Raw genomic sequence first — 14470 nt, 5'->3', positions numbered from 1 at the left:
ACAGTGTCCTCAACCGATTCCGGAACGGCCACGCGGACGTCCGCCGCCCGAGCCACGGGCGGGAGACGGCGGCGGCCGCCACTTGCGGCCGCCTTCCGCACGCGACCCGATGAACAGGACCGAATTGGACAGTAACCGCGCTTTTCGTGGCGCAGTCGCGGCCGTCATCGCCGCCACCGTCCTGAACGGGACGGCCGGAGCGGCACAGGCCATCGCGGAGTCGGAGGCAGCACCCGACACCATCACCGGGACGGCGAAGCCGGCCCGGCCTCGGACCGGACCGGCCCAGCCGGTCCCGGCCACCGACATCCCCGCCACCGCCGCCCCGGCCGGCACCACACCGGCCGCCTCGGACGCCGTCGCCAGGCCGAGGGGACCGATCTGGACCCGGGCGGGGCTGGCGGGAATGGCCGCCGATCTCATCGAGGCGACCAGGACGGAGCCCGCGGAGAAGGCCGTCACAGCCAAGGCGAAGTCCGGGACCAGGGCAACGACCAAGGCAACGGCCAAGGCGAAGGCCAGAGCCGGCGCCGGGACCGCAGGCAAGGCCGTGACCGCAGGCAAGGCCGTGATCGCAGGCAAGGCCAAGGCCAATGGCACGGCGGAGATCACCGGCAAGCCCGTCGCCAAGGTCACCACCAAGGCCACTGGCAAGGCCAAGGTCACCGGCAAGCCCGTCGCCAAGGTCACCACCAAGGTCACCGCCAAGGCCCGTGCCGGCGCGGGGACGAGGGCCGGCGCCGGAAGCGTGACGGCGAGGAAGGCCGTCCACCTGGTGCACCATCGGACATGGAGGACTTCGGCACGCCCCAAGATGCGTGCCTGGGCGCCGAAGACGCCCAAGGGCAGGAACAAGGCGATCGCGTATCGCCTGGTCACCCAGCGATCGTGGCCGGTGACGCAGTTCCGCTGCCTGGACAGCCTGTGGACCAGGGAGAGCAACTGGAACCACCGGGCGCAGAACCCCTCGTCAGGGGCCTACGGCATCCCGCAGGCACTGCCGGGGGACAAGATGGTCGGAGTCGGGCACGACTGGCGGGTCAACCCCGCCACCCAGATCCGGTGGGGGCTGAAGTACATCAAGGGCCGCTACGGCTCGCCCTGCGGCGCCTGGGGTCACTTCAGGTCGCACAACTGGTACTGAGCCCACGGGAGCGCCCAGGGGAAGGTCGCGCTCCCGCGCCCGGGGGGATCACCCCCGGGCGCTTTCCCCCTTCGACGACCGCGAGTCCCGCAACTGGACGTCGATCGCCCGGATCAGCAGGTCGAGCCCGTACTCGAACGCCTCCTCGTGGTCGCACACGCCGAGCAGCGGCGCGAGGGTGCCGACCTCGGGGAAAAGCGTGGCGTCCACGTCGGGCAGGTGCACGTCGGAGCGGTGCACCGGGGCGAACGTCGGCGTGACCCCCACCTCGCGCAGCAGCGAGCCGATGATGTAGGCGATGAACGTGCGCAGGATCTGGACGGCGTCCTCGCCGCCGAAACCGGCCTCGCGCAGCGTGGCGAGGGCCCGCTCCACCGGGAACAGCCCGGCCGGCGACTTGAGCTGGCGGCTCACCACCACCATGGTCGAGCGCGGGTAGTGGTGGGCGATCTGCCGGAACGCCCGCGCCTGGATGCGCACCCGCTCGGTCCACTCGGCCTCGGGGTCGTCGGTGAAGGAGATCTGCGACAGCACGGTCTCCGCCACCGCGTCGAGGAGCGTGGCCTTGTTGGGCACGTGGTTGTACAGCGACATGACCCCCACGCCGAGATCGGCCGCGATGCGCCGCATCGAGATCGCGTCGGCGCCCTCTCGCTCGATCAGGTCGATGGCGGCGGCGACGATCTTGGCTCGGGTGAGGGGCGGCATGGGATCATTCTCTCCTTGTGCATTGACGTACGTACAGCGTACGTGTCACTCTCCCTTGTACGTACGGTGTACGTCCCCCTGGAGGCCTCTGTGTCGACGCACGAGCTCTACACGATCCCCGCCGAGCTTTCCACCTGGGATGTGGACATGGCCGGCTCCTCCCGGTTCACCTGGGAGTACGACGAGGGCCGTGACCGCATGCTCGCCCTGTACCAGAAGGGCAAGGACAAGCAGTGGGACTCGGTCAAGCGCATCGACTGGGGACTCGAGGTCGACCCCTACGACGTTCTGGGCATCCCCGACCAGTCCATCGCCATCTATGACACTCCGCTGTGGCACAAGATGGACGAGGAGACGCGCAAGGAGGTCAGGCGGCACGGCGCGGCCTGGCAGTTCTCGCAGTTCCTGCACGGCGAGCAGGGGGCCATGATCTGCTCGGCCCGCATCGTGGAGTCGGTGCCCGACCTGGACTCGAAGTTCTACGCCGCCACGCAGACGATGGACGAGGCCCGGCACGCCGAGACCTACGCCCGGTTCCTGCAGGAGAAGGTCGGCATCGCCTACCCGATCAACAAGTACCTCAAGTCGCTGCTCGACGACACGCTCAGCGACTCGCGCTGGGACATGCCCTATCTCGGCATGCAGGTGCTGATCGAGGGGCTGGCGCTGGCCGCGTTCGGCGTGATGCGCGACATCACGACCAAGCCGCTGCCCAAGCAGATCCTCGCCTACGTCATGCAGGACGAGGCCCGGCACGTCGCCTTCGGCCGGATGGCCCTGCGCGACTACTACAAGGAGCTGTCGGAGGCCGAGCTGCGCGAGCGCGAGGACTTCGTCATCGAGGGCTGCTACCTCATGCGCGACCGGCTTCGCGGAGTCGAGCAGTGGGAGAACCTCGGCCTCACGCCGCAAGAGGTGCAGGAGGCCATGAAGGCCGTCGACGAGTCGGAGTACCTCAAGCTCTTCCGCTCGCTGCTGTTCAGCCGCATCGTCCCGTGCGTGAAGGACATCGGGCTGTGGAGCGAGCGCCTGCAGAAGGCCTACGCCGACATGGGCGTGCTGGAGATGGCCGGGCAGAACCTGGACGTGCTGATGAAGCAGGACGAGGACATCGCCGACCGGCTGGACACCGAGCGGTTCGCCGCCGAGGAGACCGAGCGGGCCGAGGAGATCGCCGAGACCATCTCCCAGGGCGCCGGCGGCTGAGCTCACCCAGGGGTGAGCACGAACACGATCGCGCCGGCCGCGACCGCCAGCACGCCGAGCCAGGCGAGCAGGGCGTCCGCGCCGGCGTCGAGCGGCAGCCCTCCGTGGAGCGCCCGCTCGACACGCCGGTGCCGCAGCCCGGTCCTGGCCAGCAGGACGGCCCCGCAGAGCGCGGCGAGCACGAACGGGATCGCGGCCACGCCGTCCCCGGTATGCCGGCCGGCGATGCCCGCCGCGCCGAGCCCGCCGGCCGAGAGCGTGGTCGCGGTGCGGATCCACGCCAGCAGGGTCCGCTCGCTGTGCAGGCCGGGACCACCCGCCTCGCCGGCCTGGTCCGCCTCGTCCGGCCGGGTCACGGTCAGCCGGCGACGAGGATGAGGACCAGCGCCAGGACGGCCACCGCCGCGACCCCGTATCCGAACAGCGGGGCCAGGGCGAGCGGCGGGAGCGGCGCCCGCAGACGCAGCGCCCGCTGCACCTGCCGCCACCGGGGGTAGGCCAGCGCCGCCGCGAGGGCGGACAGCAGCACCAGGAAGACCGCGAGCGTCGTGCGGACCCAGGGCACGAACACGTCCCTCGGCAGGGCGGCCATGGCCACGCCTCCGGCGCTCAGCGCGAGCGACGTGCTGAGCCAGGTGAGAAACGTCCGCTCGTTGGCGAGCGTGAACCGGGGGTCCGGCTCCCTTCCCTCGACACTCATGAGAATGAGGCTAGTTCATGCCTATTTCCCCTAGAGATGTCGGGTTTTCGGTGTTATCAGGTGCATTCCTCGGCGACCGTCCTGACGGCCTTGGCCGTGTCCGTCGCGACCTTCTGCGCGGTGGCCGCCGCCTCCTCCGCGCTGTTGACGTCGAACTTCTTGAAGCTGTCGGCGAGGTCGCCGAGCGCTTGGTTCAGGGTGGTGTTGCCCGCCTTGTCGGCCACGTCCTGCAGCTTCGCGGCCCCGTCGTTCAGGGCCTGCTCCATCGCCTTCGGGTCGTTCGCCAGAGTGGTGATCTTGGCGCCCGTCTCGCCGATGACCTTGTTGGCCTCGATGCAGGCCTGGGCCTTGTCTACGGTGCTGCACCCCGTGGTGAGCATGGTGAAACCGATCGCGGTCGCTGCGGCAAGGGGGAGAAATCGCATGAAATCGACCCTATCCAACTTCCTTGCAGCGTGACCGATTCCCGTGTCAGCACTGGCCCGCCGCGAAATAGCCGGCAAGGTCCGGGTCGACCGGCGGCACGTCCAGGGGCACGGAACCGTTGCGCAGCGACTCGGTGGCGAGCAGCCCGGCGGCGACGACGTCCCGCGCCGCCACCGGGGAGGTGTCGGTCACGCCTCCGGCGCGGGCGAACCGGATGAACTCCCCCACCAGCTCCTGGTCGGCGCCGCCGTGGCCGCCCTCCCGCGCCACCACCGGCACCGTCAGGTCACCCTCGGGGTCGTAGGCTCTCCTGCCGGCGTTCCACACCCGCACCACGCTTCCCGCCCCGGTGTCGCCGAAGTTCTCCAGGCGTCCCTCGGTGCCGATGACGGTGTAGTTGCGCCAGTAGTCCGGGGTGAAGTGGCACTGCTCGTAGCTGGCGTAGACACCGTTCTCCAGCCGCATGTGCATCATCGACAGGTCCTCCACGTCCACCACCGGGTTGAGGCCCTTCTGGGCGAGCGGCGGCCAGTTGCGCGCGGGGTCGTACCAGTCGTCCGGCAGCTCCGGGGTCCGGTCGGTGATCCCCCCATAGACGACCAGGCCGCCCATGCCGGTGACCCGCGTGGTGCGCGAGCCGGCCAGCCAGTGGATCACGTCGATGTCGTGCGCGCCCTTCTGCAGCAGCAGCCCGCCGGTGTTGCGCCGGTCGGCGTGCCAGTCCTTGAAGTAGTAGTCGCCGCCGTCACCGACGAAGTGACGGCACCAGACCGCCTTGACCTCCCCGATCGCCCCCTCGGTGATCAGCCGCCGCATGGTGCGCACCACCGGCATGTGCCGCATGTTGTGGCCGACGTAGAGCCGGGTGCGCTCCTCACGGGCGGTGCGCAGGATCAGGTCGCAGTCCTCGAGCGTGATCGCGAGCGGCTTCTCGACGAAGGTGGGCTTCCCGGCCTTCAGCGATCGCACCGCCAGCTCGGCGTGGGTGTGGTCCGGCGTGACGATGATGACCGCGTCGACGTCGGCGTCCAGCAGCCCGGCGAAGTCGCCCGTCGCGCGCACCTGCGGGCCGATCAGCCGGCGCGCGTCCGCCAGCGCCTCCTCCCGGGGGTCGCAGACGGCGACCACGCGGCTCCCCCGGCCGGGACGGTGGGCCTCCAGCGCCACCGAGCGGCGCAGCCCGAACCCCGCCACCCCGATCCGCAGATCCGCCTCCCCGCCACCCGCGGCCACCGCGCCGCCGGAAGTCCCCTGGCTCATGCTTCCCCTCACTGCTCATTTATGCCGCTACATCGGCATGAACAAGCACTTTAGGGCAAACGTGGTAGGGATGGCATCAGGCACCGCCCACGAACGCCCCGCGCGTGAGGACGCCCGTCCGGGTAGAAGTGGACCATGCCGACAGCGTGGTCCCCCAGGGTCTCCCGTCCGGTGATGCACCAGCGGTGGTCCGCCCTGACGTTCATCCACTGGCGCTACCCGGCCGGCGTGGTGCAGGCGCTGCTGCCGGAGGGGCTGACGGTGGAGACGTTCGACGGCTCGGCCTACGTCGGGCTCGTCCCCTTCCTCATGGAGGGCGTGCGACCGCCCGGGGTGCCGCCCCTGCCGTGGCTCTCGCGGTTCCCCGAGACCAACGTGCGCACCTACGTGCGAGACGCCCTCGGGCGCAGCGGGCTGTGGTTCCTGTCGCTGGACGCCGAGCGCCTTCCCGCCGTCCTCGGCGGCCGGGCCGGCTACCGGCTTCCTTACTACTGGTCCGCCATGTCCGTGCGCGTGGACGGCGACCGCCACCTGTACCGCTGCCGCCGCCGCTGGCCGGGGCCCGCCGGCGCGCGCGGCGACGCGGAGGTCGAGCTGGGACCGCCGCTCTCGGAGACCGAGCGCGACGAGCGGGCGAGCTTCCTGACCGACCGCTACCGGCTGTTCACCCTCATCGCCGGCAGGCCGGCCCACGCCGAGGTCGAACACCCTCCCTGGCGCCTGCACCACGCCCGGCTGGTGCGCGTCAGGCAGGATCTCCTCCAGGCGGCCGGGCTCCCCGCCCCCGATCACGACCCGCTCATGCACGCCTCGCCCGGGGTCGCCGTCCGCATCGGCATGTGGCACCACTAGACAGGCGCCTCTGGCTTCGCCGCGGGGGAGAGACGATGGCGACGCCGCCGTGCGGTGGCCGGGCCTGCACTAACATCTACTGACGTGGGGGGACTGATGGTGGGTTGTGAAGACATGGGGATCGAGGCGGAGCCGGCCGCGCGCACGCCGGACGGCTGCGAGGAGTGCCTTGCCGAAGGCCGCCGCTACGTCCATCTCCGCAAGTGCGTCCAGTGCGGTCACATCGGATGCTGCGACTCCTCGCCCGGGCGGCACGCCACCCGGCACTTCGAGGAGACCGGCCATCCGGTGATGCGGTCGTTCCAGGACGGCGAGGCGTGGCTGTGGTGCTACATCCACGAGGTCGTGAGCCTGACGCCGGCCGCCCGATGAGCGAGGCGCGCTACTCGCGCGCCAGGGTCGCCTCCTCGTAGTCCAGCTCCCTGGTGACCCGGCGCAGCACCTCGTCGTCGATGCGGCGCTCGTCGCGCATGCGCACCAGCACCGAACGCTCGGCCTCCAGCATGGCGCGGCGGAGCCTGCGGTACAGCGCGCTCGGCGTCTCCTCGCCCTCGGGGCCGACGCCCCCGCCGAGACGCTCCCACGCGCCCATCGCGCGGCGCTCGGCCTGGACGCGCAGCCCGTCGACGACCTCGGCATGGGTCTCGATGACGCCGTCGCCGGTGAGCTCCTCCAGCCGGGCGAGCGCCGCGCCGGCCGCCGCCTGCTGCGCCGCCGCCTCCGACAGGTTGTCCTTGTAGACCTCCTGATCGCTGGAGACGCCCAGCCTCCTGATCAGCAGGGGGAACGAGAGGCCCTGCACCAGCAGGGTTCCGGTGACCACCACGAAGGTGAGGAACAGCAGCAGGTCGCGCGCCGGGAAGTCCGGGGGCAGCGCGAAGGCCGCGGCCAGCGACACCACGCCGCGCATGCCCGCCCAGCCGATCACGGCGGTGTGGGCACGGGTGGGCTTAGGCTCCCGCTCGCGGATCCTGCGGAACAGCAGGCGCGGCAGGTAGACGCCCGGGATCACCCAGACGACGCGGGCCACCACCACCGCCGCGAACACCGCGACCGAGTAGCCCGCGACATGCCAGGGGTTCTGGCCCCTCAGCCCCTGCAGGATGAGCGGGAGCTGGAGCCCGATGAGCAGGAAGACCACGATCTCCAGGAAGAAGTCGATGACCTTCCACATCGAGTACGAGACCAGCCGCGCGCCGTAGCTGGTGCGATAGGCGCGGTGCCCCAGGAAGACGCCGACCACCACGACCGACAGCACCCCGGAGACCTCCACGGCCTCGGCCGTGAGGTAGGCCACGAACGGGATCAGCAGCGAGATCGCGTTCGTGATCAGCGGGTCCTCCAGGCGCTCGAACAGCCGGCCGATGACGTAGGCCAGCGCGAGGCCGATCACCAGCCCGCCGCCCGCGGCGTAGGCGAAGTGCCAGAAGGCGTCGAGCATGCTGACGCCCTGCCCGACGGCGGCGGCCACCGCGACCCGGTAGGCCGTCAGCGCGGTGGCGTCGTTGAACAGGCTCTCGCCCACCAGGATGGTGATGACCTTGCGCGGGAGGCCGAGCCTGCGGGCCACGGCGACGGCCGCCACCGCGTCCGGCGGGGCGACGATGGCGCCGAGCGCGAAGGCCGCCGCCAGCGGCAGGCTGGGGATCATCGCATGGGTCAGCAGGCCCACCACGGCGGTGCTGAACAGCACGAGCCCCACCGACAGCAGGCCGACCGGCCGGCGGACGTCACGCAGGCGCAGGTAGGAACTGTCGAGCGCCGCGGAGTACAGCAGCGGTGGCAGGAAGATGAGAAGGACGATCTCGGGGTCCAGGCGGTAGGAGGGCACGCCCTGGATCGGGGCGGCGATCATTCCGACGATGAGCCCCGCGAGCACCAGCAGCAGCGGAGTGGACCAGCCTCGCCATCGGGCGATCGCCGCGATCGCCACCGCGCCCGCGGGGAGCAGCACGAGCTGGAGCGCAGTCGTAACGTTCATTGATCACAAGGATATGCGGCGCGCGAAGGCACGGCTGCGCCTTCTCCCGGCCGTTCACCGCGGGAACGGCCCTGCGCGGTGGACGGCGACCGGACCCCTGGCATCGCGGCGGGCGGACCACCGGCACCGCGGTGGACGGACCACCGGCATCGCTGCGGGCGGCGGGCGGCGGCCGGACCACCGGCACCGTGGCGGGCCCTCGGACCGGCGGAGGCACGCGGCCGCAGGTCCGCCGTGCCTCACCAGTCCCGGCCGGGCTCCTGCGGGTAGGGGCGGCCGTTCCCGTCGGTGCCGGGCCGCCCGTCGGGACGGACGCGCTCGCCCGTCGTGTACATCGGGTCGTGGACGTACGGGCGCGGCAGGTTCGGATCGGTGGAGTCCGGCGGCCGCTGCGCCATGGAACCCAGGCCGAGCGGGTCGGAGGGGTCCACGGCGGACTGGGGAGGCACCTGCGGCAGGTCGTACCCCGAGGGGTCCCCCGACGGCCGGTACCCCGCGTCGGGCTGGCCGAACGGCAGGGAGTCGTTGACGATGAGGTTCTCCCTCGGCACCGCGTCGGCGTCGGCGCCGCCGTACCGGGCCCCGCCGTACTCCGGGAGGGGCGGATACTCCGGCGAGGAGCCGTAGCCGGGCGAAGCCGAGTAGTCGAGGGGAGGCGTGCCGTAGTCGGCCGGCCGGCCGTAGTCCGCCCCGGGCCCGAACTCGCCCTGGGGCCCGAAGGCGGCGCCGGGGGTGTAGTCGTTCGCGGCCCCGTAGTCGTTCTGCGTGCCGTAGTCGTTCGCGGTGCCGTAGTCGTTCTGAGCGCCGTAGTCACCGCGCCCGGCGGGTGCGCCGTAGTCACCTCGAGGGTCATGGCCGGCGGGCGGCGGGTAGTCGCCGGTGTAGGAGAAACCGCTGGGGGGCGTGTAGTCGGGGTTCGCGCCGTATTCGCCCGCGGCGGCCTGCGGGACCGGCTGCGGGCCGGTGCCCGGCAGGGAACCGGGGAAGGGTGCCTGCGGCGGGACGACGCCGAGCGGCGGCTCGGGCTGCGAGGGATAGTCCGGCATCCGGGACGGATGGCCGCCGAGGGGCGCCTGGCCGGGCGCCGGGTAGCCCGGTTGCGGCTGGTAGCCGGGCCCCGCCTGGTAGTCCGCTCCCGCGGTGTGGTGCGGCCCCGCGGGATACTCCGGGTGCGCCGCGTAGTCGGGGGCGACGAAATGCGGTGCAGGGTCGCCCAGTGCCGGGTAGCCGGGCCCCCCTGGGTAGTCGCCTTGAGGACCCGGGTAGTCGCCTTGAGGACCCGGATAGTCGCCTTGAGGACCCGGATAGTCGCCTTGGGGGCCGGGATAGTCGCTCTGAGGATGGGCCGGGGCCGGATAGTCGCCCTGAGCAGGGACCTGGGCCGGGTGGTCGCCCTGCCGCGCCGCCTGTGGCGCATAGTCGCCCTCGGGGACGGTCCGCGCGGGCCGGTCGCCTCGGCGCGAGTCGCCGCGGCGGGAGCGCGACGCCACGAGCTTGTCCGGGACCGGCGCCGCTCCCCGGGCCACCAGCACGTCATTGGGGCCATGGGCCGCCACAGGGAGCCCGACCGTGTCCTCACGCGGGTAAGGGCCGGCGGTGCCGTGCTCGTCGAGGTAGGGCTGCTCGTCAGGGTAGGGCTGCTCGTCGGGGTAGCCGGCCTCCTCGGGTACGCCGGCCGGGCGGGCGTACTGGCCCGTGCCCGGATACTCGGGGTACTCAGGTTCCTCGGCCTCGTCGCCGTAGTCCTCTTCCCCGTCGGCGTACTCGCCGCCCGCCTCCGCGTACCCCTCGTCCAGCGTGTCCAGCAAGCGGCCCACGTCGTCCATCGGCATACGGAAACTGGCGGTGCACATCTCGCCTCGCCACAGGCTGAGGACGAGCGTGCCCTCATGCCAGGTGACCCGGAGAACTCGCTCCTGGCCCCGGGCGTCGAAGAACACCTCACCGAACGATGGCAGTGGGACAACTTCCGACATGGCACTCATAGTGCTTTAACCAGCCTTTATTCGTCCACTCGACCTCAGAAAACCCTACCGAACCGTACATGTCGCCGTCATGGCAGACCCCGCAGGCCACTCCTCGCACACGCTCCCCACGAAAGGGCATGCGAACGGCAGATCGTCCTTGACCTCTCAGACCCGGCCACGCCAGTCTGCCACGCCGCCCGCCGAACGGGTTCCGGAATGCCGAGATGGACCCGGAACGCGCCGGGAGTTGCCTCACCACTCGGGGCACGGCGACCCCCGGAAGGCCGGTAGCGTTGCATGTCGTGCTCGACGACTCCCTCAGCGCCATCGACGGCGTCCCCGAAGACGTCATGGACGACGTTCCGGACACCAGCGACACTCCCGGCGAGGAGGCCTTCGACGAGGAGGACCTCTCCGCCGAGGAGGAGGACCTGCCGCCCGTCGAGGAGCTCCTCCGCGCGGCCGTCGCCGGAGTGGGCGGCGCCGAGAGACCCGGCCAGGTGACCATGGCCAAGGCCGTGCGGAACGCCATCGAGAACGACGAACACGTCGCCGTCCAGGCGGGCACCGGCACCGGCAAGTCGCTGGCCTACCTCGTGCCGGCCCTGCGTCACGCCATCGAGTCCGACAGCGCCGTCGTGGTCTCCACCGCCACCATCGCCCTCCAGCGCCAGCTCGTGGACCGCGATCTTCCCCGGCTGTCCGGGTCCCTGGCCGACCATCTTCCCCATGAGCCACAGTTCGCCATCCTTAAGGGAAGGCGAAACTATCTCTGCCGCTACAAACTGACGGCGGCCTGGCCCGACGAGGAGCAGGACCAGCTCTTCGACGCCCGCGAGGTCAGCGCCACCGGGCGCATGGTCCAGCGCATCCAGGAGTGGGCCGAGGAGACCGAGACCGGCGACCGGGACGAGCTGGTCCCGGGCGTGAACGAGCAGGCGTGGCGGCAGTTCTCCGTCAGCGCCAAAGAGTGCCTCGGCGCCCAGCGGTGCCCGAGCGGCCCCGAATGCTTCGCCGAGCAGGCCAGGGAACGGGCGGGCCAGGTCGACGTCGTCGTCACCAACCACGCGCTGCTCGCCATCGACGCCATGGAAGAGTTCGCGGTCCTGCCCGAGCATGACGTCGTCGTGGTGGACGAGGCCCACGAGCTCGTCGACCGCGTCACGAGCGTGGTCACCGACGAGCTGTCGGAGATCACCGTCTCGACGGCCGTGCGCCGCGTCGGGCGGGTCATCGAGCAGGGCGTCGCCGACCGCCTCCAGGAGGCCGGCGAAGACCTGAAGGCGCTGCTGTCCGCCGCGCCTCCGGGACGTCTCGACCAGCTCCCCCAGGTCCTCGGGGTGACGCTGTCGGTCCTGCGGGACGCCGCGTTCGCCTGCCTCACCGCGATGGGCTCGCGCGGCGGCGACATGTGGGGCGGCAGCAAGAAGGACGACCCGGAGGGCGCCGGGCAGCGCAAGGCGGCGTTCACCGCGCTGGACGAGGTCCACGACACGGCCGTGCGCATCCTCGAGGCGTTCGGCGGCGACTCGGAGGTCGACCGGGCCGAGGTCGTCTGGCTGGAGGGGGCCACCGACCGCCGTCCCGCCCTGCTGAAGGTCGCGCCGCTGAGCGTCGGCGGAATGCTCCGCGACAAGCTGTTCGCCGACCGCACCGTCATCCTGACCAGCGCCACCCTCGCCCTCGGCGGCACCTTCGACGGCATGGCCCGCCAATGGGGCCTCGGCCCCGCCCGCCCGAGCGGCGACGACCCAACCTCGGCCCAGCGACCCGCAGAGCCCACGAACGCACCCGACACCCCGAAAACCGGAGACCCACGAGACCAGGAGGCCCGTGGCGGAACCGGAACCGCGAAAACCGGAAACCAACGCGACCGGGACTCCCATAGCGGGACCGGGGCGGCTAAGGCCGGAGACCAGCGCGACCAGGAGTCCCATAGCGGAACTGGGGACGGTTCCGGGCAGAAGCGCAAGGCCTGGACGGGCCTGGACGTCGGATCCCCCTTCGACCACGCCCGCAGCGGCATCCTCTACATCGCCAAGCACCTCCCCCAGCCGGGCCGCGATGGGCTTCCCAAGGAGTACCTCGACGAGATCGCCGAGCTGATCGAGGCCGCGGGCGGGCGGACGCTCGGCCTGTTCTCCTCCATGCGCGCCGCGAAGGCCGCCACCGAGGCGCTGCGCGAACGCATCGGGATGCCCTTGCTGTGCCAGGGCGACGACTCCACCTCGCTGCTGGTCAAGCAGTTCGCCGAGGATCCGGCCACCTGCCTGTTCGGCACGCTCTCGCTGTGGCAGGGCGTCGACGTGCCGGGCCCGTCGCTGAGCCTGGTGATCATCGACCGCATCCCGTTCCCCCGGCCCGACGACCCGCTGGCCTCAGCGCGGCAGCGGCACGTCGCCGCGCGGGGCGGCAACGGGTTCATGGCCGTCGCCGCCACCCACGCCGCGCTGCTGCTGGCCCAGGGCACCGGAAGGCTGCTGCGCGGCCAGGACGACAAGGGCGTCGTGGCCGTGCTCGACCCGCGGCTCGCGACCGCCCGCTACGCGGGCTTCCTGCGCGACTCGCTCCCACCGTTCTGGACCACCACCGACCCCACCAAAGTCCGCGCCGCCCTCCGCCGCCTCACCACCACCCCGGCATAGGCGTACGCGGTCACCCGGTCACGGGCGTCACAGGGTCGCACGGTTACGGGGATCACACGGTGCTGGGGATCACGCGGATCGCCCTGGCCCCCGGTGCAGCAGAGCAGCGCTTGCTCGGCGATCGCTTCCCCGCAGGCCCCTTGAAGCCCGCGCCGCCCCACCGCCACCCCGCATAGGGCCCCGCAGGCCGCTGCCGGCCTCGCCCTGGCAAGGTCCGCCCTCCCTTACCCCCGATAGGGAAGTCCGTGTCCGGCGCCGCGACGGCGAGAAGGAGATACGGCGATGCCGGCGCCACCGTACGGCGGGCGAGACGGGGCTCGCGAGCCTCTAGGCGTACGGCTCCAGGTAGGGGCGTTTGGGGTCGACGGCGTCGCCCGAGGAGGTGCCGCGCAGGCGGCGGCCCACCCAGGGGATGAAGTGCTCGCGCAGCCACAGCCGGTCCTCGCGGAGCTTGGCCGCGCGGGCGGCCCGCTCGCGCGGCGGCCAGGCGCGGCGCCAGTCCTCCTCCGACGACACGCCGAGGACCTCGCACACCTTCGCGGCGACCAGGCTGTGCCCTTCGGCGTTCATGTGCAGGCGGTCGTCGCTCCAGGCCCGCCAGTCGCGGATCGACTGCATCGACCACTGGTCGACCACGTGGCAGCCGTACAGGTCGGCGATGGACCGGATGTGCATGTAGAACACCGCGAACCTGCCGCGGAACCTGCGCATCAGCGGCGTGTCGCGCGGGTCCACGCCCGTGAACAGCACGACGTCGGCACCGGTGCCCCGCAGATCGCGCACGGCGCGTGCGAAGGTCTTGGCCATGCGGTCGGGGTCGCTGCCGGGCCGCAGCAGGTCGTTGCCACCGGCGCAGAAGCTGATCAGATCGGGCTTCAGCTCGATCGCGGCCGGCACCTGGTGCTCCACGATCTGGTCGAGCAACTTGCCGCGCACCGCGAGGTTGGCGTACCGGAAATCGGGCTCGAGGGCGGCGAGCCGCTCGGCCACCCGGTCGGCCCAGCCGCGGAAGTGGCCGTCGCGGCCGGGGTCGTTGAGCCCTTCGGTGAAGCTGTCGCCGATGGCGACGTAAGAGGTGTACGCCCTCACCGCGTCTCCTCGGCGATCGCGCGCAGCGCCAGCTCGTAGGACCGCAGGCCGAAGCCCGCGATGGTGCCGGAGGCCACGGCGGCGACCACCGAGGTGTGGCGGAACTCCTCGCGGGCGGCCGGGTTGGAGATGTGCACCTCGATCAGCGGCGCCGTGCGCTGGGCGATCGCGTCGCGCAGCGCGTAGGAGTAGTGGGTGAAGGCGGCGGGGTTCAGCACCACGGGAATCGAGCCGTCGGCGGCCTCGTGGAGCCAGGACACCAGCTCAGACTCGTCATCGGTCTGCCGGACGTCCACCTCCAGCCCGAGCTCCTTGCCGGTGCGCCGGCACAGCGCGGCGAGGTCGTCGAAGGTCTCCGCGCCGTAGATGTCGGGCTCGCGCCTGCCCAGCCGCGAGAGGTTGGGACCGTTGAACACGTAGACCGTTCTCATCTCACCCTTGCCGTCCGCTCGATGCCCGCGTGTGCAATCTGCTCGCCACCCGAGCGTGCCG

At 71.6% G+C, this 14470-nt stretch carries 14 protein-coding genes; 5 read left to right on the top strand and 9 right to left on the bottom strand.

Annotation, left to right across the window (positions count from 1 at the left end):
- The first annotated feature begins 124 nt into the window (after nucleotides 1–124).
- Nucleotides 125–1144, top strand: a complete 1020-nt coding sequence (locus MYF83_RS44490; protein ID WP_372500268.1) for an aggregation-promoting factor C-terminal-like domain-containing protein — start codon at nucleotides 125–127, stop codon at nucleotides 1142–1144.
- A gap of 48 nt (nucleotides 1145–1192) precedes the next feature.
- Here the strand turns inward: MYF83_RS44490 and MYF83_RS29145 are convergent, their stop codons facing one another.
- Nucleotides 1193–1852, bottom strand: coding sequence for a TetR/AcrR family transcriptional regulator C-terminal domain-containing protein (locus MYF83_RS29145; protein WP_248963937.1), 660 nt, complete (start codon nucleotides 1850–1852; stop codon nucleotides 1193–1195).
- A gap of 90 nt (nucleotides 1853–1942) precedes the next feature.
- Between MYF83_RS29145 and MYF83_RS29140 the strand changes: the two genes are divergently transcribed.
- Nucleotides 1943–3058 carry a ferritin-like domain-containing protein gene (locus MYF83_RS29140; protein WP_248963936.1) on the top strand — a complete coding sequence of 372 codons (1116 nt, stop codon included), beginning with the start codon at nucleotides 1943–1945 and terminating at the stop codon, nucleotides 3056–3058.
- 2 nt (nucleotides 3059–3060) lie between these two features.
- Here the strand turns inward: MYF83_RS29140 and MYF83_RS29135 are convergent, their stop codons facing one another.
- From MYF83_RS29135 to MYF83_RS29120, 4 genes are read right to left on the bottom strand one after another with little or no spacing between them, the layout of a single operon-like run.
- Nucleotides 3061–3414, bottom strand: a complete 354-nt coding sequence (locus tag MYF83_RS29135) for a DUF202 domain-containing protein (RefSeq protein ID WP_248963935.1) — start codon at nucleotides 3412–3414, stop codon at nucleotides 3061–3063.
- Nucleotides 3415–3416: 2 nt separating this feature from the next.
- Complete coding sequence (locus MYF83_RS29130) at nucleotides 3417–3758, bottom strand: YidH family protein (RefSeq protein WP_248963934.1); 342 nt, start codon at nucleotides 3756–3758, stop codon at nucleotides 3417–3419.
- A 56-nt stretch (nucleotides 3759–3814) separates the two neighbouring features.
- Nucleotides 3815–4183, bottom strand: coding sequence for a DUF8711 family protein (locus MYF83_RS29125; RefSeq protein WP_248963933.1), 369 nt, complete (start codon nucleotides 4181–4183; stop codon nucleotides 3815–3817).
- A gap of 46 nt (nucleotides 4184–4229) precedes the next feature.
- On the bottom strand, nucleotides 4230–5444 hold the full coding sequence (locus tag MYF83_RS29120) for a Gfo/Idh/MocA family protein (RefSeq protein ID WP_248963932.1): 1215 nt from the start codon (nucleotides 5442–5444) through the stop codon (nucleotides 4230–4232).
- 135 nt (nucleotides 5445–5579) lie between these two features.
- On the opposite strand from MYF83_RS29120, the gene MYF83_RS29115 reads away from it, so the two are divergent.
- On the top strand, nucleotides 5580–6296 hold the full coding sequence (locus MYF83_RS29115) for a YqjF family protein (protein ID WP_248963931.1): 717 nt from the start codon (nucleotides 5580–5582) through the stop codon (nucleotides 6294–6296).
- Between the two features lie 114 nt (nucleotides 6297–6410).
- Nucleotides 6411–6668, top strand: a complete 258-nt coding sequence (locus MYF83_RS29110; RefSeq protein WP_248963930.1) for a UBP-type zinc finger domain-containing protein — start codon at nucleotides 6411–6413, stop codon at nucleotides 6666–6668.
- A 10-nt stretch (nucleotides 6669–6678) separates the two neighbouring features.
- Here MYF83_RS29110 and MYF83_RS29105 read toward each other — a convergent pair whose 3' ends face one another.
- Both MYF83_RS29105 and MYF83_RS29100 read right to left on the bottom strand, forming a co-directional pair.
- Nucleotides 6679–8277 (bottom strand): Na+/H+ antiporter, encoded by a 1599-nt coding sequence (locus MYF83_RS29105; RefSeq protein ID WP_248963929.1) that lies wholly within the window; start codon nucleotides 8275–8277, stop codon nucleotides 6679–6681.
- 239 nt (nucleotides 8278–8516) lie between these two features.
- On the bottom strand, nucleotides 8517–10253 hold the full coding sequence (locus MYF83_RS29100; protein ID WP_248963928.1) for a chromosomal replication initiator protein DnaA: 1737 nt from the start codon (nucleotides 10251–10253) through the stop codon (nucleotides 8517–8519).
- A 341-nt stretch (nucleotides 10254–10594) separates the two neighbouring features.
- Here MYF83_RS29100 and MYF83_RS29095 point away from each other — a divergent pair, with 341 nt between their 5' ends.
- Entirely contained in the window at nucleotides 10595–12889 is a 2295-nt protein-coding gene (locus MYF83_RS29095) for an ATP-dependent DNA helicase (RefSeq protein ID WP_279340213.1), read from the top strand.
- 327 nt (nucleotides 12890–13216) lie between these two features.
- Here MYF83_RS29095 and MYF83_RS29090 read toward each other — a convergent pair whose 3' ends face one another.
- Both MYF83_RS29090 and aroQ read right to left on the bottom strand, forming a co-directional pair.
- The gene (locus tag MYF83_RS29090; RefSeq protein WP_248963926.1) at nucleotides 13217–13978 is read right to left on the bottom strand and encodes an SGNH/GDSL hydrolase family protein; all 762 of its coding nucleotides are present in this window, start codon (nucleotides 13976–13978) and stop codon (nucleotides 13217–13219) included.
- The gene (gene aroQ, locus MYF83_RS29085; RefSeq protein ID WP_248963925.1) at nucleotides 13975–14409 is read right to left on the bottom strand and encodes a type II 3-dehydroquinate dehydratase; all 435 of its coding nucleotides are present in this window, start codon (nucleotides 14407–14409) and stop codon (nucleotides 13975–13977) included. The genes MYF83_RS29090 and aroQ overlap by 4 nt, the downstream gene beginning before the upstream one ends.
- Between the last annotated feature and the right edge of the window lie 61 nt (nucleotides 14410–14470).

Source organism: Sphaerisporangium perillae (assembly GCF_023276435.1).
GTDB lineage: Bacteria > Actinomycetota > Actinomycetes > Streptosporangiales > Streptosporangiaceae > Sphaerisporangium > Sphaerisporangium perillae.
The sequence above is the reverse complement of the archived record's forward strand: the minus strand, read 5'-3'. Positions and strand labels throughout refer to the sequence as shown.